Genomic DNA, 26347 nt, shown 5'->3' on the forward strand with positions numbered 1-26347 from the left:
GCTAGCGCATCGATTACTTGTTAATTGGGATAGCGGGATTCAATCGTACCAATGGACCGGATTATTTATTCAGAAGATCCGGATGCAGCACACAGCACGATCTTATGCCAACATGCGCCTGCTACATGGTGCTGCGCTGTTTTTTCTTTAATTTAGCCAACGTGCGCGTTTGCTTGAGCTTTGACCAGTATTCCACAAACACTTTTCCCGCCAAGTGATCCATTTCGTGTTGAATACAGACTGCCAATAATCCATCAGCATCCAGAACAAAAGATTCGCCTTGCGCATTCAAAGCTTTCACAGTGACCGATTCGGCGCGCCGCACTTTCCCATAGATACCGGGTACTGACAAACAACCTTCCTCATAATCCGATAGGCCGCTACTGGCGATAATCTCCGGATTGATCAACACGAGCAACTCATCGCGCGCTTCCGAAGTATCGATCACAATGATGCGCTCGTGCACATCCACCTGGGTTGCAGCCAGCCCGATACCGGGCGCAGCGTACATCGTCTCGGTCATATCGCTGACCAGCGAACGGATTTCATCCGTGACTTGTGCTACGGGAACCGCTACAGTATGTAGCCTTTCATCCGGGTATTGTAGTATTTTTAGAATAGCCATGAAAAAAATGTGTAGTTTAATAAACCCAATTCCGCATTTAGACCGTATCATTAACCAATCATTCTGTATGCATTATCACTGCCTGTGAGATCATCCATGCGAAAGCCTATTATAACTATGATTTTATTTCTGGGCCTGCTTTCCGTCACGTCAACAAAGGCTCAAGAGATCGAGTTGCAGAGTGACACGCCCGATCATCATGTGGTCGTACCGGGCGATACGCTATGGGGAATCGCTTCCCGGTTTCTGAAAGATCCTTGGCGCTGGCCGGAAATTTGGGGGCTCAATCGCGCGCAGGTAAAAAATCCGCACAAGATTTACCCCGGCGATGTTGTGATACTGGAAAAATCACTGCACGGAATCCGTTTACGCCTTTCGGAGGACGATGAATACGGTGTAAAAACCGTTAAATTATCACCGAAAATCCGCACGGAACAATCGGGCACTTCGGCAATCCCCAGCATCCCGGCAGCGGCAATCGAACCTTTCCTGAGCCAGCCGCTGGTCATCGAAAAAGACGGTCTCGACAATGCACCGTATATATTAGGCTCGAGCGAGGGCCGGGTCGCTTTGAGCACGGGCAATATCGCTTATGTCAGTGAACTGCCTAAAGACAAGGGCTCGGCCTGGCAAATTTTCCGTCCCGGCAAAGCACTGAAAGACCCCGATCAAAAAGGCGCCGTTCTCGGTTTTGAAGCGACTTACCTGGGCAATGCCAAAGTGAATGCTTTTTCGGATGTCAGCACGGTCATCATCACGCACGCTTCGGAAGAGATTCTGAAAGGCGACCGTTTGGTTCCGGCGCCCGATACGATCTTCAATAACTACGCTCCGCATGCGCCGGATTTTTCGCTCAAGGGCAGGATTATCTCGGTTTATGGTGGTGTCACCGAGATCGGCAGAGGCGATATCGTCACACTCAATAAAGGCGGGTTAGATGGCCTGGAAATGGGTCATGTTCTGGCAATCTACCGCAGAAGCCAGGCCAAGTCGCTCAAAGGGCAAATGGTGCAATTACCTGATGAAAGAACCGGATTGGTATTCATCTTCCGCGTCTTTGAGAAAATATCCTATGCACTGGTCGTACAAAGCACGCAAGCCATCAAAGTATTGGACGCCGTCAAAACGCCCTGAAATTAACGCGTATCGTCATGAAACATGCACCGGATCTTGAAGCATGGCTGAGTCTTAATCTGATCGACGGTCTGGGTGGCGAATCCATCCGCAGACTTCTGATCGCTTTTGGCAATCCCGCGGCCATCCTGTCATCGCATATCAGCGCCTTGGAGCGCATCGTAAAAAAACCCATCGCGCAGCGCATCTCGCAAGGCGCCGATCCACATAAAATCGCAGCCGTACTCCGCTGGCTGGAGGATCCGGTCAACGCGGTCATCACTTTGGCCGATTCCGATTACCCGGCGCAGCTACTCAATATTGACGCCCCGCCCCCGCTGCTGTATTTCAAAGGCCGGCGGGAGCTGTTGCAGCATCCGGCGCTGGCCGTGGTCGGCAGCCGCAATGCCACGCCGCAGGGTTTATCGAATGCGGAAGCCTTTTCCGAAGCCGCCAGCAACGCCGGATTGTGCATCATCAGCGGCATGGCGCTGGGTATCGATACCGCCGCGCACCACGGCGGTTTGCGCGGCTTAGCCTCCAGCATTGCCGTTGTCGGCACTGGCTTGGATATCGTTTATCCGGCAAAGAATCACCCGCTCGCGCACAAGCTGGCCAAAGATGGGGCATTAATCTCCGAATTTCCACTGGGTACCCCTGCCATCGGCAGGAACTTTCCGCGCAGAAATCGTATCATCAGCGGTATGAGTCATGGATGCCTGGTGGTGGAAGCGGCATTACAAAGCGGGTCATTGATCACAGCCCGGCAAGCATTGGAGCAAGGACGCGAAGTCATGGCAATTCCGGGTTCGATACATTCACCCCTCTCAAAAGGCTGTCATGCATTGATTAAACAAGGCGCCAAATTGGTTGAAAATACCCAAGACATCTTGGATGAATTGAATTATTTACCCTTAACCCGGCATGAGAGTAGCGCCGTAGAAAAAGAATTTTCCGCCACAAAGCCAGCCGAAAACACGGTATTACTCAAACACCTAGGTTATGATGTCGTTGATATTGATACGCTCTGTTCGCGCAGCGGCTTGACGGCTGAGGTTGTATCAGCCATGCTATTAACGCTCGAGCTTGACGGTCAGATCAGCAGTTTGCCGGGAGGATGTTACCAGCGGATTCAATCGATGTGATGGCATTAACCGGAAGCACTGATCTGTAAACATACTCGCTTTTTTAGACACAATTATGTTCGATATACTCGTTTATTTATTTGAAAATTTCTTTGACTCGGGCAGCTATCCGGATTCTGCGACACTGACGCGCAAACTGACCATGGCCGGATTCGCCGACGAGGATATCCATGAGACCCTGAACTGGCTCTCGGAACTCGAACGCCATGATATTGGCAGTTATCCCGCCAGTTTCGCCGAAAACGATTCTTTCCGCTGCTATACCGAATATGAGATGGAAAGAATCGACACCGAAGGACGGGGATTTATTTTCTTCCTGGAACAAGCCCGCATCATTAACCCGCTGCAACGCGAATTGTTAATCGACCGTGTATTGGCCATGGATGAAAATTCCTCCAGTCTGGAAAAAATAAAACTGATTGTTTTAACCGAACTATGGATTCAAAATCAGCTGACTGATGATGCTGTTCTTGAGAAATTGCTGATCGTCAGCGACTCGCATTACCGGCACTAAGAAAAAATCCATTTCATATTAAGCCGCATCTAAAACAATGGCTGCCGGAGTGAATACCTCCACAATACACGCATTAAATTCTGACCATGTTTGCAACCCTGATATATCAAGTAACCCAAAGGCTGGGAAACACAGTGCCGATGAATGATTTCTGTTGGGAAATTAATGAGTAAAACGCTGATTATTGCAGAAAAACCTTCTGTTGCAGCGGATATCGCGCGGGCATTGGGCGGCTTTACCAAACACACGGATTACTTCGAAAGCGATCAATACGTGGTTTCTTCCGCGGTAGGTCATCTGCTTGAGCTTGTCATTCCGGAAGAATACGAAGTCAAACGCGGCAAATGGAGTTTTGCCAATTTGCCGGTTATTCCGCCGCATTTTGATTTGAATCCGATCGAGAAAACCTCCGCGCGGCTGAAACTGCTCAGCAAACTCATCAAACGCAAGGATATCGAAACGCTCATCAATGCCTGTGACGCGGGACGCGAAGGCGAATTGATCTTTTATTATATTCTGCGCCATGTTGGCGCAAGCAAGCCGGTAAAGCGCCTGTGGCTGCAATCGATGACACCCGATGCCATACGCGATGGATTCACCCGGTTACTGGATAATTCAGCCGTGGAATCGCTGGCAGAAGCAGCGGTCAGCCGGTCGGAATCGGATTGGCTGGTCGGCATTAACGGTACGCGCGCCATGACTGCGTTCAACTCGCAGGAAGGCGGATTCCACAAAACCACTGTGGGGCGGGTACAAACGCCTACGTTGGCAATCCTGGTCGAGCGCGAAGAAAAAATTAAAAAATTCCGCCCGCAGAATTATTGGGAGATTCACGGTACGTTTGAAGCCAGCAATGGCATTTACACCGGCCGGTGGTTTGATGAAAAATTCAACAAGGATAAAGCCGCTCAGGAAGCAAAACCGGAACGGCTATGGGAACAAAAGCAAGCTGAAGCCATTCGCGACAAATGCCAGGGAAAACCGGGGCACGTCAGCGAAGAGAGCAAACCCAGCAAAGAAATCTGTCCGTTGCTCTACGACCTGACCAGCTTGCAACGCGATGCTAACAGCCGTTTCGGTTTTTCCGCCAAAACGACTCTGGGGCTGGCACAGGCCTTGTATGAGAAACACAAGGTGCTGACTTATCCGCGTACGGATTCGCGCGCATTGCCGGAAGATTATATCGCCACTGTCAAAGACACTTTGCTCAGCCTGGAAAATACCGATTATGGCAAGTTTGCCCGGCAAGTTCTGGCGTCCAACTGGGTTGTGCCGAACAAACGCATCTTCAACAACGCCAAGATCTCGGATCACTTTGCCATCATTCCGACCTCGTTAAATCCGACTAAGTTAAACGAAATCGAAGCCAAGCTATACGATTTGGTCACCAAGCGTTTCCTGGCTATTTTCTTTCCCGCTGCTGAATTTCTGGTCACTACCCGCATCACCCGGGTTGAAAGTGAACCGTTCAAAACGGAAGGCAAAGTCATGGTCAATCCGGGCTGGCAAGCGGTTTACGGCAAGTCTGTCAAACCGGATGACCAGGAAGAAGATACAACGCTTGTCGCGATTACACCCGGTGAATCCGTCACCACTCAAGCGATCGAAATTATCGCCAATCAAACCCGCCCACCGGCACGCTTCAATGAAGCGACACTACTTTCCGCGATGGAAGGTGCAGGCAAACTGGTAGAGGATGAAGAATTGCGTGCGGCGATGAACACCAAAGGATTGGGAACTCCGGCAACCCGGGCAGCGATTATCGAGGGATTGGTATTTGAAAACTATATCCAGCGCATTGGCCGTGAACTGCATCCGACGGCCAAAGCCTTTTCATTGATCACGCTATTGCGCGGCCTCAAGATCCCTGAATTGATTTCACCCGAGCTAACCGGTAATTGGGAATTCCAGTTGCGCCAAATTGAACAGGGTCATCTTAAACGCGCCGCATTCATGGAAAAAATCGCCGAAATGACGCGGCATATCGTGGAGCAAGCCAAAACGCATCGCGGCGAAACCATTGCGGGAGACTTTGCGACACTCCAATCCCCCTGCCCAAAATGTGGCGGAACCGTGCACGAAACCTATAAAAAGTTTCAATGCCAGAAATGCGATTTCGCACTATGGAAAATTCTGGCGGGCCGTCAGTTTGAAGTGGAAGAGATGGAAACGCTCATCACCCAGCGGGAAGTCGGTCCGCTACAAGGCTTCCGGAGCAAAATGGGGCAGTCGTTCAACGCCATGATCAAACTCACCGACACGTTCGAGATGAAATTTGATTTTGGCAACAACAATGACAATCAAGAAGAAGTCGATTTCAGCGGCCAGGTATCCTTGGGCAAGTGTCCGAAATGCAGTCATTCGGTGTATGAACACGGCTTACAGTATGTCTGCGAGAAATCTACCGGTACTAACCGTACCTGCGATTTCAAAACCGGCAAAATCATCCTTGAACGCCCGATAGAACACGAACAAATCACCAAATTGCTGGAAACCGGAAAAACTGATCTGCTGACCAAATTCATTTCCAAGAAAGGCAAGCCTTTCTCAGCTTATCTGGTCAGAAATGCGGATGGAAAAATCGGTTTTGAGTTTGAGCAGAAAGCGCCAAAGAAAGCAGCCGGAACAAAATCTAAAACGAAGCAAGCAGAAGCACCAGCAGCCGACAGTACTACTTCATGATCTATACATTACGCAGCGCTGGCTTCATGTCAGCCCGACGGTAACAGCCAAATTGCAAGTGACAAAAAATTTCCGGGCATCAGCCTGCGCTCATGCCCGGACAGTTAATACTGAATACGGTTTTTATGTATTATAAAAATTAAGGACGTACTTGAGCACACCGCTGGAGCCCATGATAATCATGATGAGTCCGCCTACAATCGCCGTACCCTCAAGAATAATCGACCCGAACGCCCGCGCGGTATTCTCAAATTCCTCCTCACCCAATTCATTTCTGCGTTTCTCTCTACGATTCTTCACCCACAACTGCAACCAGATAGCCGCTGGGATCATCAGCAAAGAAAACATTAAAACAATTTCTGCATCTTCCATTCATCAACCTCTTTTAATAAAGTGTCTTTTTTGTAAAAAAGATAGATTACCTCAAACGCGATAGTTTAATAAAGATTTTTCCAAATGCAATAAATCTATGCACACAATTTCCATGGAACCGGCACTTCCCGGGAATCAATAAAATTACGCTTTCAATATCTTTATGGGATATCATCTTACAATTTTTCACCTGCATATACCATGAAATGGCTTGACCTCCCGTTTGCCAAGAATGCTCAGGGCACTGTGCAATTACCCGGATCAAAGAGTATCTCGAATCGCATTCTTTTGCTTGCCGCATTGGCGGAAGGCGCTACGGAAATTCATGATCTATTGGCTTCCGACGACACCGCCCGCATGCTGGATGCACTGACCCGCTTGGGTGTGCCCATCACGCACACCGGCAATAATGATTATACGATCACCGGCGGGGAAGGTGTATTTCCGGTCAAAGATGCCGACCTATTTCTCGGCAATGCCGGCACTGCTTTCCGTCCTTTGGTGGCGGTATTATCCTTGCTGCGCGGGCATTATCGTTTATCCGGCGTAGCGCGCATGCATGAGCGGCCGATTGCGGACTTGGTCGATGCATTGCGGCAATTGGGCGCGGATATCAGCTATCTGGGCAATCCCGGCCTTCCTCCCGTAGAGATCAAACCGGCTGCATTGCTAGACCAGGCCGGCATTCAAACCGTGACCGTCAAAGGCGATGTTTCCAGTCAGTTTCTCACCGGATTGCTGATGGCACTGCCATTAAGTGGAAAAAAATCCATCATCAATGTATCCGGCACGCTCATTTCCCAGCCCTATATCGAATTAACACTGGCGCAAATGCGCCATTTCGGCGTGCAAGTCGAACATTCCGGCTGGCAGCAATTCATCATACCGGCGCAACAAAAATACCGCAGCCCCGGCCACATTTTTGTCGAAGGCGATGCATCGTCCGCTTCGTATTTCCTCGCAGCCGGTGCGATCGGACATGGCCCGGTTCGCGTTCAAGGCGTGGGTCGCGACAGTACGCAAGGCGATATCCGCTTTGCCGCAGCACTCGAACAGATGGGTGCAGACATATCGATGGGGGAAAATTGGCTTGAAGCCAGCAACAACGGAAAACTGCTCCGCGCGATCGATCTGGATTGCAACCATATTCCCGATGCGGCCATGACACTGGCCGTCACGGCGTTATTCGCCGAAGGCGCCAGCACGTTACGCAATATTGCCAGCTGGCGCTTGAAAGAAACGGATCGTCTCGCCGCCATGTCAACGGAATTGCGCAAACTAGGCGCAATTGTGGAGGAAGGCACGGATTATCTGCGCATCACGCCGCCCGCGCATGGCTTAATTCCCCATGCCGCCATCGATACCTATGACGATCACCGCATGGCCATGTGCTTTGCCTTGGCGTCCTTGGGAGCACCGGTGCGGATTAACGATCCTGATTGCGTCGCCAAAACATTTCCTGATTATTTTGAGAAATTTTCACAAATAATTCACCCCGAAATGAAATAATCTGCACCCCGCCCATTTAATTCATAACAAAACTGCTGCATGCAAACGAATAAGATTCCCGTCATCGCCATCGATGGCCCATCCGCATCCGGTAAAGGCACTGTCGCTCAGCTGGTTGCCCGCAAGCTTGGTTTCCATTACCTCGACAGCGGCGCGCTTTACCGTCTGGTCGCATTGAAAACGATACAATTGCATGCGGATACTCAAAATCCCGGCGCAGCCGCGGAAATTGCCATCCATCTGAATGTCTTTTTCAAGGACGAGCACATTTACCTGGACGATATCATTGTCACGGACGCTATCCGTACCGAGCAATGCGGCATCGTGGCTTCCCAGCTGGCCGCTTACCCGCAAGTTCGCGCCGCGCTTACCGAGCGGCAGCGCGCATTTCGTCAGCTGCCCGGGCTGGTGGCGGATGGACGTGATATGGGTTCCGTTATCTTTCCCGATGCCGTTCTTAAAATTTATTTAACCGCCAGTGCGGAAGTACGTGCGCAAAGACGGCATAAGCAGTTGATAGAGAAAGGAATGAGTGCTAATATCGCCGACTTATTGCAGGATATCCAAAAACGGGATGAACGCGATAGCAATCGCAGTATCGCGCCTTTGCAACAAGGGATTGATGCCAAATTGCTGGATACGACTTCATTGACCATATCCCAGGCGCAAGATGCAGTGCTCTCCTGGTATAATGACGTCCTTGCAAAAACCCGCGTTTGAACACGAAATAAAGCCGCTTTTCTTAACTTTCCCGTGCAGAAAAGAAAATGGAGTGATTGTTTCAAACATTTTTATTAACCAACCCAATCCGCAGGATACCAGTCCAGGCGGAATGATAAATCAGGTATTTTTATAATGACTAAAGCTTCTACTGCAAACCAGAACTCTCCCGATAGTTTCGCCGCACTTTTTGAAGAAAGCCTCTCGCGCCAGGAAATGCGTATCGGCGAAGTAATCACCGCCGAAGTAGTTCGTGTTGACTACAACATCGTCGTTGTTAACGCCGGCCTCAAATCCGAAAGTTTTATCCCGGTCGAAGAATTTAAAAACGATCGCGGCGAAATCGAAGTTAAACCGGGCGATTTTATCAGTGTTGCCATCGAGTCTCTCGAAGACGGTTATGGAGAAACACGGCTTTCCCGTGACAAAGCCAAGCGCCTGACCGCCTGGCATGATCTGGAAGAAGCCATGGAAAGCGGTAAGATAGTGACCGGTATGGTCAACGGTAAAGTGAAAGGTGGTTTGACCGCCATGATCAACGGTATCCGCGCCTTTTTGCCCGGCTCTCTGGTGGATATCCGTCCGGTCAAAGACACCACGCCTTATGAAAATAAGGAAATGGAATTCAAAGTTATTAAACTGGACCGCAAACGCAATAACGTGGTGGTATCACGCCGCGCGGTATTGGAAGCGACACAAGGCGCCGATCGCGAAACCTTGTTGTCCAATCTGCAGGAAGGTTCGGTTGTTAATGGTATCGTTAAAAATATTACCGACTACGGCGCATTCGTCGATCTGGGCGGCATAGACGGTCTGCTGCATATTACCGATCTGGCATGGCGCCGCGTCAAACATCCTTCCGAAGTCGTCAATATCGGTGATGAAGTCACTGCCAAGGTTCTCAAATTCGATCAGGAAAAAAATCGTGTTTCACTGGGTATGAAACAGCTGAGCGAAGATCCGTGGGTTGGTTTGTCACGGCGCTATCCGGCACGTACCCGCCTGTTCGGCAAAGTCACCAACCTGACCGATTACGGCGCTTTCATTGAAATCGAACAAGGCATTGAAGGATTGGTGCATGTCTCGGAAATGGATTGGACCAACAAAAATGTTTATCCTTCCAAGATTGTGCAGTTAGGTGATGAAGTTGAAGTCATGATTCTTGAGATCGATGAAGAACGCCGCCGTATATCACTCGGCATGAAGCAATGTCAAACCAACCCATGGGAAGAATTCGCTGCAACCCATGAAAAAGGCGACAAAGTTAACGGTCAAATCAAATCCATCACCGACTTTGGCGTATTTATCGGCTTGCCAGGCAATATTGACGGACTGGTGCATCTGTCCGATCTATCCTGGAACCAACCCGGTGAAGAAGCGGTGCTCAATTACAAGAAGGGAGATGAAGTTGAGGCGATTATTCTTTCCATCGATGTCGAACGCGAGCGTATTTCTCTCGGTATCAAACAAATGGAAGGCGATCCTTTCACCAGTTTTGTCGCTGAACACGATAAAAACAGTATCATCGAAGGCACTGTAAAAGCCATCGATGCGAAAGGCGCTGTCATAGCTCTGACAAACGATGTGGAAGGCTATTTGCGCGCTTCCGAAGTATCGCGTGATCGCGTTGAAGATATTCGCACCCATTTGAAAGAAGGCGACAAGGTCGAAACCATGATTATCAATGTCGACCGTAAAAACCGCACCATCAATCTTTCAATCAAGGCGAAAGATAAATCGGATGAATCCACTGCTATGCAAAAAATCAAAACACCGGCCAACGCTGGAACTACCAGCCTGGGTGCTTTGCTGAAAGCCAAAATGGATAGCAAGAATACAGAGCAATAAGGAAAATTCATGACAAAATCTGAATTAATTACTCGACTTGCGGCACGATTTCCGCAATTGGTTACCAAGGATGCCGAACTCTCAGTCAAAATGATTATTGATGCCATGGCCAAAAGCCTGGCAAAAGGTCAGCGTATTGAGATTCGCGGCTTTGGCAGCTTTGACCTGAATTACAGGCCACCGCGGATTGGACGGAATCCGAAATCGGGTGAGAAAGTTAAGGTACCGGAAAAATATGTTCCGCATTTCAAAGCAGGAAAAGAAATGCGCGAGCGTGTTGATTATAAAGAAAGGAAATAAAAGATAGCATGGAGAGCGCTGCTGAATTTTTGGTGCGCTCTCCCAAAAAAGCGCCAGAATTTCTTCTGGCAAGTTGTGAATCAGCTTTCTTGTCAGTTCAATAATTAAGACATCTATCAACTCGTAGGCAAACTCATCATGATCAATCTAATTACCTGGCTTTTGCGTATCGCAGTCTTTGTTGTTCTTGCCATATTTGCTTCAAAAAACTCTCAGCCTGTCGTGCTTCAATATTATCTGGATCCAGCGCAATCCATTGAGCTTCCCTTGAGCGTAGCACTGTTGATTTTCTTTGCGGTGGGTGTACTCATCACTGCTGTGTTTGTTCGATGCCGCTGCCATAATCAATAATCCCTATGCATGATCCTCGCATTATTGTGGCACTGGATTTTCCCAGTGCTGAAGATGCGCTCCTCCTGGTAAAAAAATTAAATCCTGATTTGTGCCGCTTGAAAGTAGGTAAGGAGCTTTTTACTGCGGTTGGGCCGCAGCTCATTGAGAAGCTCACGCATCAAGGATTTGAAGTATTCCTGGACCTCAAGTTTCACGATATCCCCAATACCGTTGCCAGCGCTTGCAAAGCAGCGGCTAATCTAGGCGCATGGATGATCAACGTTCATGCACTGGGCGGCCGGAAAATGCTAACGGCAGCGCGTGAAGCTATTCCGCATGGATCTGCAACTAAGCTTATCGCGGTCACTTTACTGACGAGCATGGATCAGAGTGATATTATGGATATTGGATTACAAGGCAAACCGGAACAAATTGTCGAACGCTTGGCGAGACTCGCAAATGATTGCGAACTTGATGGCGTTGTGTGTTCAGCCCTCGAAGCAAGCCGCTTACGCCAGCAGCTGGGAAATGATTTTTGTCTAGTAACGCCGGGAATCCGGCCTGCCGATTGTCAGTCCGATGATCAAAAACGAACTACTACTCCTAAGCAAGGCATCCTCAATGGCTCACATTATCTGGTAATCGGTAGACCAATCACGCAAGCAAAAAACCCAGTTTCAGTATGTCAACAAATTAATTCCGAAATTGCTAAACTGGCCTCGAATCACTGAATGATTCTCACGCAATTTGCAGTGCTTTCAAAATAGGCAAGCGCTTTTCCGAGAACTCCAGCGCTTGGTGCGTTAATTCAGTGATATTTTCTTCGGATGTTGAAAGACTTTTGCCCTCTTTGGTAAGCCGCTGATTCATAATCTCCAAATGCTGCCAGACAAACTTAGCCCATTCTTGCGGGTGCTTGATGCCTTGATTACGAGCTAGCAAAAATAATTGTTGAAAACGGTTAACAGAAATACCGCCACCGGTAATGGGACTTGCAAGGTAAGCAATATCGTTACTGCTGCGGCTCTTATTCAGTAAATTAAGATTCAGCTTGTCAGTAGCTCGCTTTGCTTTATTGATGACTATATCTTCTTGCACAAGCCCCAAGTCGCCTTTACCTGCCAATATCATAACTGCTTGCAGCACTTGCGCAAACACCAGTCCTTCATTCTTCATTTCATGCTCGATTTGACCTAGACTACGCGGTTTATAATCTGCCAGTATGTTCAGAATGGGGCGGTAAACATTCTCATTGAGCGTCGCTTCGCCTCGAGCGCCGCCAACTTTGAATTCAACAGATGCGCTCTCCGACGCCAACATCACCCGTTGCGCGCGAAGTTGCTCGCCACGTTCAAATGCTCCCAGCTGCCGTCCACCCTTAACCCAATAATCGCGGCGGAATTGTGTATTGCACATAAAATCCCGAACTGATTGACGAAACGTAACATCTGACAGCTCTTGCAATAAAACTTGCTGATCGTTACTAAGATTGACTGCATCAACGTGGTCAGTATAGTGTGCAGAACATGTGAAATCGAGTTTTGCGGCTGATAACCATTCTGACAATCTGTTGAATGACATCGGATGCCAGTCCTGATTGAAATACTCATGCGCCAAATAATGGCGACTTTGTTCTTTCATACGCTTGACACGTTCTACAACTTGGGGATTAATCTTGGTATAAAGCGGCTCGGCGGCAAACAATCGCTCAGCGAAATCCAAAGCAGCATCAATGCGATTAATGATTCCTTGACCGCTAGCGCCCATGACATCTATATGTGAGCTGAGCAATTCACGCATTGGCACCATAGGTGCCCAGCCCGGTTGCGTGTTATAGCTGATGTAGAGCACTCCGCCTATTTTCAATTTCCGCCGCAGGAAATCGGTGATAACCCGGCGATTCTGATCGTTGATCCAACTCCATATACCGTGCAAGCCAATGTAATCAAATTCCGGCAAATCCGGACGAAGACAGAATTCTTCAAACGATTCATCAAATACTGATGCATCCGCACCAGCAGCTGCTGTAATTTCTCTTGCAAAACTTGCTTGTGCAGGATTAAAGTCAGTTCCATACCATGTTATTTGAGAAGCCGCAGCATGGATAGCGATACTCATTCCTTGGCCAAAGCCAAGCTCACATGCTGTCTTTACTTCAGGCAATACCTGCCCACTTGCAAGAAATGGCAATTTGAGCCGCTGCGGATTCAATTCAGTATAATAACCATACGTGTAGCCGATATCAGCCACATACCCTGCAGTCCAGTTGCTCATCGCTATTCCCTTTATCTAAACGATTCTTTTTAACAAGATTTATACTGCCAAAAAAAACCCCGCCCCTTTAACAGGAGGCGGGGTTTATTAAACTATGATCAAACTTGAATAATTCTTGGCGCTATTAGAAGTTGATCATGGTTTCGGATACGCTAGTAACACCCGCCAGCTCTACTACTAAATCATCAGCCGCTGTGAAATTACCATCTTTATTGGCATCGACAAACACATAACTATTACCGCCGAAGCTTGTGTATGCCACACCGCGATCGCCAGCCGGAGAGTCGAATAGATCGATAATGCTTGTTAAATCAGTCGTTCCATCAACAGATCCAGATACGTCTACAACCGCCCGCTGAGTACCGCTAAAGCCGAAGTTGGTCAAATCCAAACGATCGGATGTATTTGCTACTGGAGTTGGATCACCAACAGAGTCGAAGTTTGTAACGACATCAAATCCAGTATCGGCACCCAAAGTAATTTGGGCATCTTTACTGGTGTCGGTTACTTGAGAATCGGTAGCTGCTTTCAGAACAAAGGTGTCACGTACTGCGCCTGCAGCACCTGCTTTAGCATCAAGTGTAACCACATCGGCACCTTTACCGGTGTAGATGATGTCACCTTTTGTACCCGCAGTATATGTATCCACCCCATCGGAACCGGTATAAGCGACACTTTTAGCGTGTGTTGAAAAATCGATCTTAACATCTCCTGTCGAGCCACTGGCATTTACCTTCGTTACCGCACCAATAGTGGTTACACTGCTAAGATCAACGGATGCATCACCGGTAACAGTCAGGGTTTCAGCTTCGGTTGCAACAACCTTAGCGGTCAGTGTATGTTTCGAAGCTGTCAATGCATCACTACCACCATCCAGTGTACCGGCTTTAGCTTGGATCGTTAAATTCTCAACACCTGCTACAGTCACTGTTTGTGCGTTGATATCCCCATCTGCTGCGTTATCTTTGTTGCCATCATTAATCGTAGCAACCAGTGTAAATGACTCGGCAGTTCCCTTAGCAGTAGTACCGGTGTAATCCTTGCCAGTTACAGTAATGTTTTTCGCAACATCGAAGTTTGCGTCAGTTTCCGCTTCACTCGCAATGTTCAACACAAAAGTATCCGGAGCATTTTTGAAATTGATATCACCAGCCAATGCACCGGCAATAGCTTCATCAATCTGCACAGTAGCAAAACTATTCAATGAAACGTCGTAGTCACTTGCTGCAGCACCAGACACATCCAAAGTTTCAAAGTTTGTGATGTACTTAGCGGTAGTGGAAGTCAACGTTGAACCGTCGGTAATATTGATAATATCTGTACCATCACCGCCATTCGCTCCCTTGTCGAAGGCCGCTAAATTGGCACCCACGAAAAGCGTATCATTACCGCCGCCCAAGTTTGCTGAAGAACCCGCTGTCGCAATCGCATCACCATCAATTACATCGTCACCACCACCGGTCGTAATGGTGACGGCTTTAGCAGCCTGGGTAAGCTCGGCCGAAACAGCGCCTGTCGAACCGGAAGCATCAAAAGTTGTAACTGCAGCCAGTGCTTTACCTGTCAGATCCACCGCACCGCTACCGGTAATAGTAACGCTAGTAAGTGTTGCGGCGCTGTCTTCAAATGTCAGAACGTTAGTACCAGCCGCAGCAATTGATGCAGTTTTAAATACATCCGGATTAGTCGAATTAACATCGACATATGCATTATTTGCCGTGATGTTGGCAGTAGTCGCTTTGCTGGCGTTATCAACACCCAAATCCAAGATAATATTCGTTCCATCGGCGCCAACCGTATTCAGATCCAGAGCCAGCGTGGTAGCAGTACCTGCAGTACCACCGATGTTGACATCTTGTTTTTGATTCTTGATAGCCAAAGATGCGATATCACCGATATTGTTCACAGCACCAGCAGTTGTGCTGTCGGCAACTGTCACCGTGGTTGCTCCGGTAGTATTGGCCAAATCCAATTTGGCACCGCCATCAGCAAACCGCACATTGATCTTCTCGATATTCTTGATCGTTGCAGCTACGGTGGCTGCTTGAGCCAATGTCGCATTCAGAGAATCAATGCCTGCACCACCATCGATCGAGTCAACACTCTGGAGTGTATTGGTAAGAGTACCAGAAACATTTTGAGCCGCCGCCTCGAAGATATCAACACCCGCAGTACCAACAAAAGCCGTGCCGCTATCCTGATTGACAGTAAGCGTAAAGGTTTTTCCAATACCACCCGAGCCATCCAGTATCGCCTGGACATCTTCCGCTGTATAAGGCGCCGTACCCGTTACTTTACTTAAAGTTTGTTGAAGCGTACTAAAATCGGTTGAAGTGCTTACTTTAGAAAAAGCATCGGCAACTTTGGCTTTATTTTCCAACAAGGTTTTAGCTTCGGCAAATGCAGCATCGGTCGTTGTCGACAAAAAGGTTATCGCATTATAGACGATATCACCGAAGCTATCTCCCGCTTCAAGGCGCGCATGAAAATAGTCATGCGCTTGAGAACCCGCACTAGCAGGATCAGAATCTGCAGTAACACCGAAGTGGCTCATCAGAACATCGACTTGATCCTCAAATGTTACTTTTCCAGCCAGAACGTTTGTGGTAAATATCGGGTTGGCAGCTAATCCATTGGATAATTGCTGAATGGTTCCACCACTCGATACAAAATTTGCCAATTCAGTCAGATAGATCCCGCCTGGCGCTGCATTGAACAACCCTGCAACAACCTTCAAAATTTCTGTTTTCTGTGTCTCATTTATAGCCATGGGAGCTCCCTTGATAAGAAATTAAAAATAGTTACGAAAGTAAATTACTTGCAAGTTTTTCACTTTTCACTTTGTCTCTATGCGGCTTCTATGCAGCCAATATATCTACCAGAAGATACCACAAAAGCCAAGTTAAAGTACATTCTGCCGAAAACAAAACCGCTTTGCAAGTATGCGATGGAAGTTTACATTGAATATGTTGCTTATTTGCAACAATATTGAATATTTAATACCTTAACAGAATACTTTGACATTCTAAATTTAAAATAAGAGGCAAAATGTGCTTTTTCTCACACTGACTCACATATTACTTGTAAAAACAACTGCAAAATAATATGGCGCATACAGCCATTAAAACGCTCGATGCGGAGCAGAGTATACGATACTGACAAATAAGCGCTTAAATTATTAGCGAATTTGGATGCAATCCGCTTCAGAATGCCTTGAAGAGATTAACCAAGTTAAATCATCCCATTTCTATCCGATATTTTGTTAATTTTTCTGCGATAATACGCCCGTCAATTTCACTGTTGTCCATCCAAATTCTTGCATTTGCTCAATACTACTTTTTTTAATAGCTTTCTTACTTTACGGCAGCACTATCCACTCATCCTGCAAATGGCCAAGCGGGAAGTAATTAGCCGGTATCGCGGTTCATTTCTGGGTTTGCTATGGACATTCATCAATCCCATTTTAATGCTGTCTATCTATACGTTTGTTTTTAGTGTGGTGTTTAAGATACGGCTGGATTCGCACAACGGCCCTGCGATACATGATGATGAATTTGCATTTGCCTTGCTGCTATTTACCGGATTAATTCTATTCAACTTATTTTCCGAATGTCTTGCTCGCGCTCCCGGATTGATATTGGCCAATATTAATTATGTCAAGAAAATCATTTTCCCCCTTGAGATTCTGCCTTTGATTTCTTTATGCTCTGCACTGTTTCATGCCGGGATTAGTTTTTTAGTATTATTTTCTTTTTTATTGATCACCAGTCATCCTATTGAATGGACAATTATTTTTCTCCCGGTGATTTTGCTGCCGCTCGTTTTGCTTACCCTGGGATTATCCTGGATACTGGCTTCAATCGGAGTTTTTGTTCGTGATATCGGCCAATTTATTGGCCTGGTCTTAACCATGCTGCTATTTCTTAGCCCTATTTTTTATCCTGCTTCCGCGTTGCCGGAGTCTGTTCGTGATTACCTGTTCCTTAACCCGCTGACTCTAATCATCGAGCAAGCGCGAGCAGTCATTCTGTACGGGCAATTGCCGGACTGGAGCAGCTTGATTCTGTACTATCTCTTCGCTTTGCTCATTGCCTGGACTGGTCTGCTGTGGTTTAACAAAACGCGCAAAGGATTTGCTGATGTTCTTTAGTACCGCAAATTCTGAATCCGCTATTGCAGCACTCAATCTCTCCAAATGCTATCAACTGTACGAACACCCAACGGATCGTCTCAAACAATTCTTATGGCCGCACCGCTGGCTAGGTGCGCGGCAATACTATCGTGAACTGTGGGCGTTACACGATATCAATTTAACGATCATGCCCGGGGAAGTAGTCGGTATCGTAGGCCAAAATGGCTCCGGAAAATCGACGCTGCTGCAACTGGTTTGCGGCACCTTAACACCAACGCGCGGCAATGTTCGAGTCAATGGCCGGATAGCCGCCTTGCTAGAACTCGGCGCCGGATTCAATCCCGAGTTCACCGGACGCGAAAATGTTCTCATGAGCGCGGCGATCATGGGGCTCAGTCAATCCGAAATTGCTGATCGCCTTGAACACATTATTGATTTCTCCGGTGTGCGCGACTTCATCGATCAACCGGTCAAAACTTATTCCAGCGGCATGTATGTTCGTCTGGCATTTTCCGTTGCGATTAATGTAGACCCCGATATTCTGGTGATCGACGAGGCTTTGTCCGTCGGCGATGGCGCTTTTGCCCGAAAATCATTCGATCGTATCATGCGGATGCGCGATGCCGGAAAAACGATATTGTTTTGCTCACATTCGCTCTTTCAAGTTGAATCCTTGTGCGCACGCGCCATTTGGATCAATAAAGGCGAGATCGTATTGGATGGTGAATCAGCGCAAGTGGTATCCGCTTATCAAACATTTCTGGATACAAACGCTTGGAATGCAACGCTTGAAACTCCCGCCTCCGCTCGCACTGAACCGGCAGCAAATACACCACATGGAACCGGTAGCGCGCGTCTGGAAGGAATTAAATTACATGTCGATGATATGCCTGTTCAACAGGCTATAATCACAAGCGGCGAGTCTCGCATGATACTGGAAGTGGCGTTTACTTCCGATCCCGCGCTGCCCTGTCCCACCATCGCCATGACAATACAAGCAAAGGATGGACGCACGATCACCAGTGCAGCAACATGGGAAGATCAATTTGCTCTGCAGCGTGCGCCATCTGGTGCAGGACAGGTTTGCCTCGGATTGGATCAGTTGCCGCTGCTTAAAGGCGAATATCTGATTAATGTATATTTGCTGTGTGAACGCGGTTTGCATCTTTATGATGCAGCCGAAGCTGTAGCAAACTTGCAAGTCAAACAAGCGGGGCGCTTACAAGGATATTTTTCAATTCCTCATCAATGGGAAAATAACGCAGTTCCCCATAATGACTAAGTCAATTAATCATCATCCGCTACCAGACACTCAGCACTACCGGCAGGCCGACACCTTTGCCGCTGCGGGCATGTCTACACCATCCTCCCCCTTTAGAGATTTGACATTTCCGGCGAATGTCTATGCCCATGCCCTGTCATTACAGGAAGATAAAGCCGTCTATCTGCATTATGGATTATTTGAGAATGACAAAACCAGCTTAACCGCCGCACAGCAATTCTCCACCAATCTGCTGATGGCGCGGCTGCCGCTCCCTCCGTGCCGTATTCTGCAAGTCGACGTTGGCCTTGGCGCCACCTTTTCTTTACTTCGCCAGCACGGTTATGATGTGCATGGCATCACTGCCGATATCCAACAACTAAAATACATTCAGAAATCATTGGGGCCGGAAGCTTCCGTCAGCCACCATTCTTTGGAGGCATTCACAGCCGGACCCGGCAGCTTCGATGCCGTATTATTCCAGGAATCGGCGCAATACATCGAACCGCTATTGATTTTCAAGAAAGCGATGAATCTGCTCACCTTATCGGGTGACTTAATCATTATCGATGAATTCGCGCTTAAGTATGATAGCGTCGGGATTAGCAGACTCCATCTGTTGCAGGACATCATAGAACTGGCCGGGCGGTTTGGATTCGAACTGCTTGAACACTTGGATCTATCCACGATGGCCGCTCCTACATTGGATCACCTGCTCCGGATGACCACGATCCACCGGAGAAATCTGCTGCAAGACCTTGCTCTGAACAACGAGCAACTGCAACAGCTGGACGAATCTAACCGGAATTATCGCAATAAATATGCGAGCGGCCATCGTGGCTACGCTTTGCTGCATTTCAGAAAAAAATCACCCCCCAAATGGCGCTTGCAGCTTCTGGGCAAAAACCATATCCCGGCAATGCTCGGATTGTTCAAAGATACCTTTCATCATGACATGACGCCGGCTATCTGGCAGTGGAAATACGGCTCCAATTTAAGTCATCAAGTGGGCGCGTGGCGGGGCGATAAACTGATCGCTCATTATGGCGGCGTAGGCCGGAAAATTCTGTTCTTCGGCCAGACGCAAATGGCTGTGCAGATTTGCGATGTCATGGTTGATACCAGTGAACGCGGCATACTCACCCGTAAGGGGCCATTTTTCCTGACAACGGCGACTTTTCTGGAACGCTTCATCGGCTATGGCAAACCCTATCTGGTCGGTTTTGGCTTTCCGAACGAACGCCACATGAAAATTGCGGAGCGACATGGATTATATGCAGCAGTCGGGCGCATGACTGAATTCTCATGGAGCACACGATCACGTTTCCCATTGTGGGGAACCCGTTTGCACCTGCTTAGCCACGATCAAACCAGCCTTACAAAAGCCACGGTTAATCAATGCTGGCAACGTATGGCCAAAGATCTGCACGGCGCGATTGTCGGTGTGCGCGATTGGGAATATGTGCTGCACCGATACCTTAATCATCCGCAGCAACGCTACCAGGTGATACTGGTAAAAAGCCGTTTCAGCCCGCGCGCGCGCGGCATCCTGGTACTGCGTTTCGATCCCGAAGGTTGTGAAATCCTTGATTTGATTGCGCCCTTGGCTGAAATCCCGCTATTGATCACTCATGCCAGAAGGCTGGCTGGCCTGCGGGGTGCCGCAAGAGTGTTCTGCCGGATTACAGAGAATTTCGCCCGCCACTTTGCCGTTACCGGCGGCACTCAACAGGCAGTGAACATCCATATACCCGCAAACACCTGGAGCGATGGTCCCCTCCCGGAGACACTGAAAGATCATTGGTGGCTAATGAGCGGCGATAAAGATTTCCGTTGAACCGGAAAGAACCCGGCAGAGCGGGGAAAAACTGCCAGTACGAGTTCTACATTACTGAAATAACCGCACGTTCCAATTGGCTGTCATCGCAGCCAGCCGCTGTTCCAAATCGCCGCAAAAAAGATTGAATCAATTGTTTTCAGCAGCCTTTTGAATCCGGGTAACCGTCAAATCTTCCAACCGATACTGATAACTCTCGACCAAATTTTCAGTCGTTACATTGGAAATACCCGTCAGCAACTCCAGCTCACCCAGCTTCTGAAAAAAACCTTTCTTCTGATACTTATTCAACAATTCCTGATTAATCTCAACCAGATTGGTATTATTCGCAGTGCATACATTGATCCATTGCTCGCGCTCCTGCACCGCAGCTACCAATAGCTGATTATCGTTTTGAATCTGACGGGCCTGGTCAATAATTTTCTGTTGTTTCTTTAATTGTTTCTGCGCTCGCTTCTGCGCTTTTTCCAAATCAGACTCCAGCTTACCTTTAAGACCCTGAAGGTTTTCCGTGCTGGCGCGATAACGATCAATCTCTTGTTGCAACGGCTGCAATCGTTTGACTTCCGCTTCCAGATTTTTAACCTGCTGCAACAGTTCGGATTTCTCCGCTTCCAGCGCCGCTTTCTCCTGACCTATCTGCCGCAACATGCCTTGCGCTTTTCTTAACGCTTGATCCCCGGCATTACTCTGCTTAGGCGCTTGCGCATGAATTACTGGCGCGTTCAATACTAGCAAGCAAAACAGCAAGGATGTTAAAACAGCTGATCCTGTTTCTTTTATTCTCATTAATCCAGGCCTCTCATCTAAAAACGCACATTCAGATCCAGCAACAGCGAATCCACGTTGAGTGTCGGTCCATGAATAGCGGAAGCGCTCATCCAGCGGAGGTTAACCCAAGTGTTATTGGCAATGCCATAATTACCCCCGATCCACCAGCCTTGCGCATTGGTGCCGCCCAGATGAAATACCGAATCTGTAAAGGCATCCAGAACAGCGTCACGTTCGATATAGCGGTAAGCAAAGAATGCGTTCCAGTTCTTGAACTTCAGCGCATCACGGTCACCCACGTCCATACGGAATTGATACGCGGTCGTTTTACTGCGATTATCGAGCAGGCGATTATTGAATTCGTTCTGGATACGATTGGCGTTATAGCCAAAGTTCTTTGTAAAATCAAAAGTAAACATCACATTAACTGGTGCAAAACCAGCATAATCGTATAACGCGGTAAAGTTGAAGATATCGAAACCGGATGCCAGTCCATACAAGCAACCTTGCCCCACGAAGCTTTGCATATTGGTACAACGGCTATTGATCGGCGTACCGTCAAGTTCATTCCCTTCATTCACGTTAATTGGCACCATGGTATTGCCCCACTGCACAAATTGCGGCGCTGTCCAATCGTTGGTGAAGCTATTGCTCGCATTGGCGCGGGCGCGGATATTTTGGAAGTGATAAAAACTGGCCGCCATTTTGAAGCGGGATTGATCTTGCACCAGCCAATCCACACCGACTTGTCCGCCGAAAAGCCATTTATCCCTTTCCGACAGATTGACTTCCTGAATCGGGAAAACGCCCACGGTCGCATACAATGTATTCGGTGTTTGCGGCCCCATATTAATACCGAAGCGGCCGCCCAAATCCACCAGTGCAGGCGGTTTATAGTTTTTGATATTAGGTGCATCTTCGTTGAAACGTTGCCGGAAAGTGGCCGCGAATCCCTCGAAACTCAAATCGGAATCGTACATCACGTCGGTGGAGAAGAACGGATTGCGGAAACGGCCGCCGTACACACTGAACCGATCTTTGCCTTTTTCGTCGCGATAATCGTATTGCAAGAATCCTCGATCGATTGCAAGCTCGTAGCTCTGCCCGGTAACCCCCAAATTCTGATCATTAGAAACCGGGTTTCGCATATTACTGGTCGCCAAACGCACACCTGCTTTGAGGCTATCGGTAATATCCATTTCAAAACCGGCACGGAAACGCTGACTGAAAGCCAAACGATCTTGCTGTGTATTTAAAAATTCCGCATTGTTCTGAAACGCCGGGATATGACCGCCTTCACGGTTAATCGCCAGATAATCGAGATAAGGGGAATTGCCGTTTCCGAAGAAATCATGAGAACCTCGCAAACGCATGTCGAAAGTAAATCTCGTTCTGTTAAGCCATTCCGGCAAAGCAGCGGGAACACCCCATGCCTCTTTCTTCGCATTGGCCTTCACTTCCTGAACAACTTCATCTTTAAGATCCGCGCGGACCTGCTGGCGTATCTCATCCTTGACGAATTCCGGCACATAACCCACGAAAACCGGCCCCTTTCCTTTTACTTTCTCGCCAGCCGGTTTATCCGGCGCCGTACTTTTTACAACTTTCGGCTCCGCCACCTGTTTTTCTTCGGCGCGTTCTTTCGCTATTTGATCTTTGGCTTCTTGCGCTGCTTTCTTTTTCGCCGCATTCACTAGCACCTTGGCTTTCTCTTTGTCCAATAACCCTTGCTCAACAAACAATTCGATCAAATTGGTGGTGGTATTCTTGAGTTCCAGAAGCTCCTCGCGCTCGTTAGCGATTTTTTCCTTGAGCTTGAGCAATTCGCTCTTCTCATCGGCCATGACCGGCACCGGTATCATGCTGGCCAGTAAAACGGCGATGATCGTTCTCGAAATCATGATGTTTCTCTTGAAAAGAGAAGGTTTCAGGTTAGCGGTAAATAAAGTCATCATTTGCTTCGTCACGTTAAATCCTTGATATCAGTTTTATTTTTAGCGGTTGCGGCATATTTTGCGGTGGCGCTTTACCGATCGCGATGCGCAGCTTGGGCAATGCCGCCTGGATGCTCTGATCGACATCTTTCTTACCACTAGAGCCGATCAGTTCCGCGCGGCCAATACGTCCATCGGGATTGATCCAGATATTCAGCAACACGCTATATCTTTCTTTCCGTGCGCCGCTGTCAGCCAGCAGCGTTTGTAATTCTTCTTCTAAACTTTGCTTGACCTGGTTGCCGTACCACAAAATGGCATTTCCACCGCCTCCGCCCAGCAAACCGCGCCCGCCCTTTTTACCGAGCAAACCGAAGCTATCGCTCCCGGCAGCGCCTTCCGCGTCCAGTCCCAGCTCATCACCGGCAGGTGCGTCCGCATCAGAATCGTCCGGCGACGGTTCCGGCTCACTTTCAGGCTCAGGCTCCTCGATGGGTTGCGGCTCCGGTTCAGGAATCTTTTCCTCGGGTGGAGGCGGTGGCGGAGGTGGAGGCGGCTGGATAACCGTAATCTGCTGGACTGGTTTTTTAGTCTGCACCGGTTTATCGAACTGGCTTTGGATGTAATAAATGACCGCCACAATACTGACAGCCAGTATCACTCCGATAATGATGGGCAGGCGGCGTAGCCAGTGCTCGTTCTTTTTCACTTCGGACGAACCCTACTTCACCAGTTTCTGTGTAACCAAGCCCAGCTGGCTAATCTCAAGCCGCGACACCACATCGAGCACTTCAATGACCTTTTCGTATTGAATCGTGGCATCCGCCTTGAGTATCACCGGCAAATCCGGATTGGCCGCTTTGTATTGACCCAAGCGGGTTTCCAGGTCGGCAATTGATACCGGATAGGTATCCAAATAGATCGTGCCGTCCTGAGTAATCGAAATGGCCTTGGTTTTGGGTTTGCTTAATGACGGTGTGCTGCTGGCCTTCGGCAAGTTGACCGCGATCCCTTCCACTGACGCGGTGGTCATGATGATAAAAACGATCACCAATACATAAGCCACGTCCAGCATTGGGGTAATGTTAATATCGTCATAAATTTTGTCGTCCTCTCCAACTTTCATGACTCACTCCTTTTTTGTCTTTCGGCGATACGTTCGGAAACCACGGCCAGAAACTCATCGGTGAATACATGCATATCAGCCGTGATATCTTTGATTTGCACCAGCAAATAGTTGTAGGCAAACAAGGTCGGAATGGCCACGGCAAGACCGGCAACGGTTGCGGCCAATGCCGCGGAAATACCGGGGGCGATTGAATTGATATTAACGTCGCCGGTTGCGGCGATCACTGCAAAGGTAATCATCACACCCATGACCGTGCCCAGCAGCCCGAGGAATGGGCCGCCGGAAATCGAGATTGTCAGCAACACCATATTCTTGTTGAGTTTTTGATGTTCCCGGACAACTGCGGCATCCAGCCGGGCGCGAATCACGTTCAATGCTTCGGAACTCAGTGCGGTCTGGTTGCCATTGATCCGCTTGCGTAATTCTTGTACGCCGACATGATAAACACGATAGATCGGAGAACCCTGGAAGTGGTCGTGCTTGCCAAACATCGCCAGAAAATCGGAATCCTCGGCCGGTTGATCCGCTTCGTTGTCGTCTTGATCCAATGAATCCAAGTTGGAGACATTAATATTCCGGTATTGATGCAGAAACGCGGCGTTTTCCTTTCTCGCCTGGTTCAAAGTGACACCCTTGCCAATCATGACCATCAGACCGACGACCAGCATCACACCGCACAACGCGATCACGACCCAACCGTCGACCGTCAGGTTCTCCAGAATAATCCGGCCATAACTGACACTGGCGCCGCCTTCCGCCGATTCGTCGGAACCGAAATTGATCACGGTAAAATCGGGGCTCTGGCTGCGGAATTGCAATTTAATCCAATCCGGACTGCGCGCAATCTTGGCGATTTGCACTTCATCCAGCCAACCGGTCAGATGCGCCCCTGTTTCGGATGAGCCGATTAAAAGTGCCGGTGAAAATGGTTTCAATGCAATCGGCGCATTAGCCACCTGTACGCCATCGAGATAAAGCAGCAAATTGTTTTTCTCAACCACCAGCGCCAGATGCTGCCACTGTCCCGGCGTCAAGCTGATTGCACCAGTTTGGTTCGCGCTGCCGCTGCCGTTTTGATAACTGGCTTGTACAAATGCGCCCTGTAACTTGATTTCCAGCTGCGCAGTAGCGTCCTTGGCCTGCAGAATCGTGGCATTCTGCTCCTGCTCGGTTCTAATCCAGGTGCTGAATGTCCAGCCATTTTCCGGATCGATCTCCAGCGCCGGCTGCGCGCCTGTTTTAATTCCGCCTTGCCCTTCAAAGCGCGCAGCAGCGGCGATATATCCATTCGGATCGATAATGGCTTTGGAATCGTTTGCGTGCAGTAAATAAGCCGTCGCATCCTGAGGCAGCGCTTCGCCTTCCTTGAAATGGTAGGTCAGCACTTGATTGACATCGTAAATGCCTTGGGGATCGGAACCGTTTGCCGCATTGGCATTGCCGTAATACATAGTGAAATTGTCACTACTGATACCGCCACGAACCACGGGTAATTTGACCCAGACCAATCCAAGCTCTACCAATGAATCGATCTTCTCCACATCATGCTTCAGCGCGGTTTTATCCTGCTGCATAAAGCGCAGATCTTTACCGTTTTCCGCCAGATCGAGAAAAAAACCAAAATTACCGCTGTGCAGGCGCACCAGTACCGGAAAATCCTGCACGGTACCCTGTATATCAGCCCCGGTGATGCTCGCATCAACCGTCAATTGTTTGCGTGAAGGCCATGCATCGTTCCACCAGGCACGACCCTCCACAGACACTAATGTCAGTATCAACAGCAATATAAAACGATGCATAAACAAAAATTTCTTCATTAACCAACGATTCCCATATCAAAAATAAATA

22 protein-coding genes are annotated in these 26347 nt (G+C 48.4%); 13 read left to right on the top strand and 9 right to left on the bottom strand.

What is annotated here, in order from left to right:
- Positions 1–121 precede the first annotated feature (121 nt).
- Positions 122–625, bottom strand: coding sequence for a peptide deformylase (gene def / locus ABD07_RS08595; RefSeq protein ID WP_160817941.1), 504 nt, complete (start codon positions 623–625; stop codon positions 122–124).
- A 96-nt stretch (positions 626–721) separates the two neighbouring features.
- Here def and ABD07_RS08600 point away from each other — a divergent pair, with 96 nt between their 5' ends.
- The 4 genes from ABD07_RS08600 to ABD07_RS08615 all read left to right on the top strand — a co-directional run bounded on the left by ABD07_RS08600 (position 722) and on the right by ABD07_RS08615 (position 6079).
- Positions 722–1759 carry a LysM peptidoglycan-binding domain-containing protein gene (locus ABD07_RS08600; protein ID WP_160817942.1) on the top strand — a complete coding sequence of 346 codons (1038 nt, stop codon included), beginning with the start codon at positions 722–724 and terminating at the stop codon, positions 1757–1759.
- Positions 1760–1776: 17 nt separating this feature from the next.
- Positions 1777–2883 carry a DNA-processing protein DprA gene (gene dprA, locus ABD07_RS08605; protein WP_160817943.1) on the top strand — a complete coding sequence of 369 codons (1107 nt, stop codon included), beginning with the start codon at positions 1777–1779 and terminating at the stop codon, positions 2881–2883.
- A gap of 55 nt (positions 2884–2938) precedes the next feature.
- Positions 2939–3397, top strand: a complete 459-nt coding sequence (locus tag ABD07_RS08610) for a Smg family protein (RefSeq protein ID WP_090317565.1) — start codon at positions 2939–2941, stop codon at positions 3395–3397.
- 165 nt (positions 3398–3562) lie between these two features.
- A complete protein-coding gene (locus ABD07_RS08615) occupies positions 3563–6079 on the top strand; it encodes a DNA topoisomerase III (RefSeq protein ID WP_160817944.1) in 2517 nt (838 codons plus the stop codon).
- A 123-nt stretch (positions 6080–6202) separates the two neighbouring features.
- Here the strand turns inward: ABD07_RS08615 and ABD07_RS08620 are convergent, their stop codons facing one another.
- Entirely contained in the window at positions 6203–6451 is a 249-nt protein-coding gene (locus tag ABD07_RS08620) for a hypothetical protein (RefSeq protein WP_108699487.1), read from the bottom strand.
- Between the two features lie 201 nt (positions 6452–6652).
- Here ABD07_RS08620 and aroA point away from each other — a divergent pair, with 201 nt between their 5' ends.
- From aroA to pyrF, 6 genes are all read left to right on the top strand, one after another.
- On the top strand, positions 6653–7960 hold the full coding sequence (aroA, locus tag ABD07_RS08625) for a 3-phosphoshikimate 1-carboxyvinyltransferase (protein WP_160817945.1): 1308 nt from the start codon (positions 6653–6655) through the stop codon (positions 7958–7960).
- A gap of 39 nt (positions 7961–7999) precedes the next feature.
- Positions 8000–8680, top strand: coding sequence for a (d)CMP kinase (gene cmk, locus ABD07_RS08630; protein ID WP_160817946.1), 681 nt, complete (start codon positions 8000–8002; stop codon positions 8678–8680).
- Positions 8681–8815: 135 nt separating this feature from the next.
- Positions 8816–10528: a 30S ribosomal protein S1 gene (gene rpsA, locus ABD07_RS08635; protein ID WP_160817947.1), complete on the top strand. Its 1713-nt coding sequence runs from the start codon at positions 8816–8818 to the stop codon at positions 10526–10528.
- Between the two features lie 9 nt (positions 10529–10537).
- A complete protein-coding gene (locus ABD07_RS08640; protein ID WP_090317579.1) occupies positions 10538–10828 on the top strand; it encodes an integration host factor subunit beta in 291 nt (96 codons plus the stop codon).
- A gap of 138 nt (positions 10829–10966) precedes the next feature.
- On the top strand, positions 10967–11179 hold the full coding sequence (locus tag ABD07_RS08645; protein WP_160817948.1) for a lipopolysaccharide assembly protein LapA domain-containing protein: 213 nt from the start codon (positions 10967–10969) through the stop codon (positions 11177–11179).
- Between the two features lie 5 nt (positions 11180–11184).
- A complete protein-coding gene (pyrF, locus tag ABD07_RS08650; protein ID WP_160817949.1) occupies positions 11185–11892 on the top strand; it encodes an orotidine-5'-phosphate decarboxylase in 708 nt (235 codons plus the stop codon).
- A 7-nt stretch (positions 11893–11899) separates the two neighbouring features.
- Here the strand turns inward: pyrF and ABD07_RS08655 are convergent, their stop codons facing one another.
- Both ABD07_RS08655 and ABD07_RS08660 read right to left on the bottom strand, forming a co-directional pair.
- Complete coding sequence (locus ABD07_RS08655; RefSeq protein ID WP_160817950.1) at positions 11900–13435, bottom strand: methyltransferase regulatory domain-containing protein; 1536 nt, start codon at positions 13433–13435, stop codon at positions 11900–11902.
- 124 nt (positions 13436–13559) lie between these two features.
- Complete coding sequence (locus ABD07_RS08660; RefSeq protein ID WP_160817951.1) at positions 13560–16205, bottom strand: beta strand repeat-containing protein; 2646 nt, start codon at positions 16203–16205, stop codon at positions 13560–13562.
- A 618-nt stretch (positions 16206–16823) separates the two neighbouring features.
- On the opposite strand from ABD07_RS08660, the gene ABD07_RS08665 reads away from it, so the two are divergent.
- From ABD07_RS08665 to ABD07_RS08675, 3 genes are read left to right on the top strand one after another with little or no spacing between them, the layout of a single operon-like run.
- Positions 16824–17585 carry an ABC transporter permease gene (locus ABD07_RS08665; RefSeq protein ID WP_164502803.1) on the top strand — a complete coding sequence of 254 codons (762 nt, stop codon included), beginning with the start codon at positions 16824–16826 and terminating at the stop codon, positions 17583–17585.
- Positions 17575–18849 carry an ABC transporter ATP-binding protein gene (locus tag ABD07_RS08670; RefSeq protein WP_160817953.1) on the top strand — a complete coding sequence of 425 codons (1275 nt, stop codon included), beginning with the start codon at positions 17575–17577 and terminating at the stop codon, positions 18847–18849. Before ABD07_RS08665 ends, ABD07_RS08670 begins: the two co-directional genes overlap by 11 nt.
- On the top strand, positions 18842–20665 hold the full coding sequence (locus ABD07_RS08675) for a GNAT family N-acetyltransferase (RefSeq protein WP_160817954.1): 1824 nt from the start codon (positions 18842–18844) through the stop codon (positions 20663–20665). The genes ABD07_RS08670 and ABD07_RS08675 overlap by 8 nt, the downstream gene beginning before the upstream one ends.
- A 129-nt stretch (positions 20666–20794) precedes the next feature.
- Here the strand turns inward: ABD07_RS08675 and ABD07_RS08680 are convergent, their stop codons facing one another.
- The 5 genes from ABD07_RS08680 to ABD07_RS08700 all read right to left on the bottom strand — a co-directional run bounded on the left by ABD07_RS08680 (position 20795) and on the right by ABD07_RS08700 (position 26316).
- Positions 20795–21454 (bottom strand): hypothetical protein, encoded by a 660-nt coding sequence (locus ABD07_RS08680; protein WP_160817955.1) that lies wholly within the window; start codon positions 21452–21454, stop codon positions 20795–20797.
- Between the two features lie 17 nt (positions 21455–21471).
- Positions 21472–23337, bottom strand: coding sequence for a putative porin (locus tag ABD07_RS08685; RefSeq protein ID WP_205010678.1), 1866 nt, complete (start codon positions 23335–23337; stop codon positions 21472–21474).
- Positions 23338–23404: 67 nt separating this feature from the next.
- Positions 23405–24079 carry an energy transducer TonB family protein gene (locus ABD07_RS15280; RefSeq protein ID WP_160817956.1) on the bottom strand — a complete coding sequence of 225 codons (675 nt, stop codon included), beginning with the start codon at positions 24077–24079 and terminating at the stop codon, positions 23405–23407.
- A gap of 12 nt (positions 24080–24091) precedes the next feature.
- Positions 24092–24496, bottom strand: a complete 405-nt coding sequence (locus ABD07_RS08695) for an ExbD/TolR family protein (protein WP_132427258.1) — start codon at positions 24494–24496, stop codon at positions 24092–24094.
- Positions 24493–26316: a DUF2341 domain-containing protein gene (locus tag ABD07_RS08700; RefSeq protein WP_160817957.1), complete on the bottom strand. Its 1824-nt coding sequence runs from the start codon at positions 26314–26316 to the stop codon at positions 24493–24495. The genes ABD07_RS08695 and ABD07_RS08700 overlap by 4 nt, the downstream gene beginning before the upstream one ends.
- Positions 26317–26347: the final 31 nt, after the last annotated feature.

It is taken from the genome of Nitrosomonas oligotropha (genome assembly GCF_009833085.1).
GTDB classification, from domain to species: Bacteria; Pseudomonadota; Gammaproteobacteria; order Burkholderiales; family Nitrosomonadaceae; genus Nitrosomonas; species Nitrosomonas oligotropha.

Coding starts and splice junctions, on each gene's coding strand:
- def (WP_160817941.1), bottom strand. CDS start 625: ATGGCTATTCTAAAAATACTACAATACCCGGATGAAAGGCTACATACT.
- ABD07_RS08600 (WP_160817942.1), top strand. CDS start 722: ATGCGAAAGCCTATTATAACTATGATTTTATTTCTGGGCCTGCTTTCC.
- dprA (WP_160817943.1), top strand. CDS start 1,777: ATGAAACATGCACCGGATCTTGAAGCATGGCTGAGTCTTAATCTGATC.
- ABD07_RS08610 (WP_090317565.1), top strand. CDS start 2,939: ATGTTCGATATACTCGTTTATTTATTTGAAAATTTCTTTGACTCGGGC.
- ABD07_RS08615 (WP_160817944.1), top strand. CDS start 3,563: ATGAGTAAAACGCTGATTATTGCAGAAAAACCTTCTGTTGCAGCGGAT.
- ABD07_RS08620 (WP_108699487.1), bottom strand. CDS start 6,451: ATGGAAGATGCAGAAATTGTTTTAATGTTTTCTTTGCTGATGATCCCA.
- aroA (WP_160817945.1), top strand. CDS start 6,653: ATGAAATGGCTTGACCTCCCGTTTGCCAAGAATGCTCAGGGCACTGTG.
- cmk (WP_160817946.1), top strand. CDS start 8,000: ATGCAAACGAATAAGATTCCCGTCATCGCCATCGATGGCCCATCCGCA.
- rpsA (WP_160817947.1), top strand. CDS start 8,816: ATGACTAAAGCTTCTACTGCAAACCAGAACTCTCCCGATAGTTTCGCC.
- ABD07_RS08640 (WP_090317579.1), top strand. CDS start 10,538: ATGACAAAATCTGAATTAATTACTCGACTTGCGGCACGATTTCCGCAA.
- ABD07_RS08645 (WP_160817948.1), top strand. CDS start 10,967: ATGATCAATCTAATTACCTGGCTTTTGCGTATCGCAGTCTTTGTTGTT.
- pyrF (WP_160817949.1), top strand. CDS start 11,185: ATGCATGATCCTCGCATTATTGTGGCACTGGATTTTCCCAGTGCTGAA.
- ABD07_RS08655 (WP_160817950.1), bottom strand. CDS start 13,435: ATGAGCAACTGGACTGCAGGGTATGTGGCTGATATCGGCTACACGTAT.
- ABD07_RS08660 (WP_160817951.1), bottom strand. CDS start 16,205: ATGGCTATAAATGAGACACAGAAAACAGAAATTTTGAAGGTTGTTGCA.
- ABD07_RS08665 (WP_164502803.1), top strand. CDS start 16,824: ATGGCCAAGCGGGAAGTAATTAGCCGGTATCGCGGTTCATTTCTGGGT.
- ABD07_RS08670 (WP_160817953.1), top strand. CDS start 17,575: ATGTTCTTTAGTACCGCAAATTCTGAATCCGCTATTGCAGCACTCAAT.
- ABD07_RS08675 (WP_160817954.1), top strand. CDS start 18,842: ATGACTAAGTCAATTAATCATCATCCGCTACCAGACACTCAGCACTAC.
- ABD07_RS08680 (WP_160817955.1), bottom strand. CDS start 21,454: ATGAGAATAAAAGAAACAGGATCAGCTGTTTTAACATCCTTGCTGTTT.
- ABD07_RS08685 (WP_205010678.1), bottom strand. CDS start 23,337: ATGATTTCGAGAACGATCATCGCCGTTTTACTGGCCAGCATGATACCG.
- ABD07_RS08695 (WP_132427258.1), bottom strand. CDS start 24,496: ATGAAAGTTGGAGAGGACGACAAAATTTATGACGATATTAACATTACC.
- ABD07_RS08700 (WP_160817957.1), bottom strand. CDS start 26,316: ATGAAGAAATTTTTGTTTATGCATCGTTTTATATTGCTGTTGATACTG.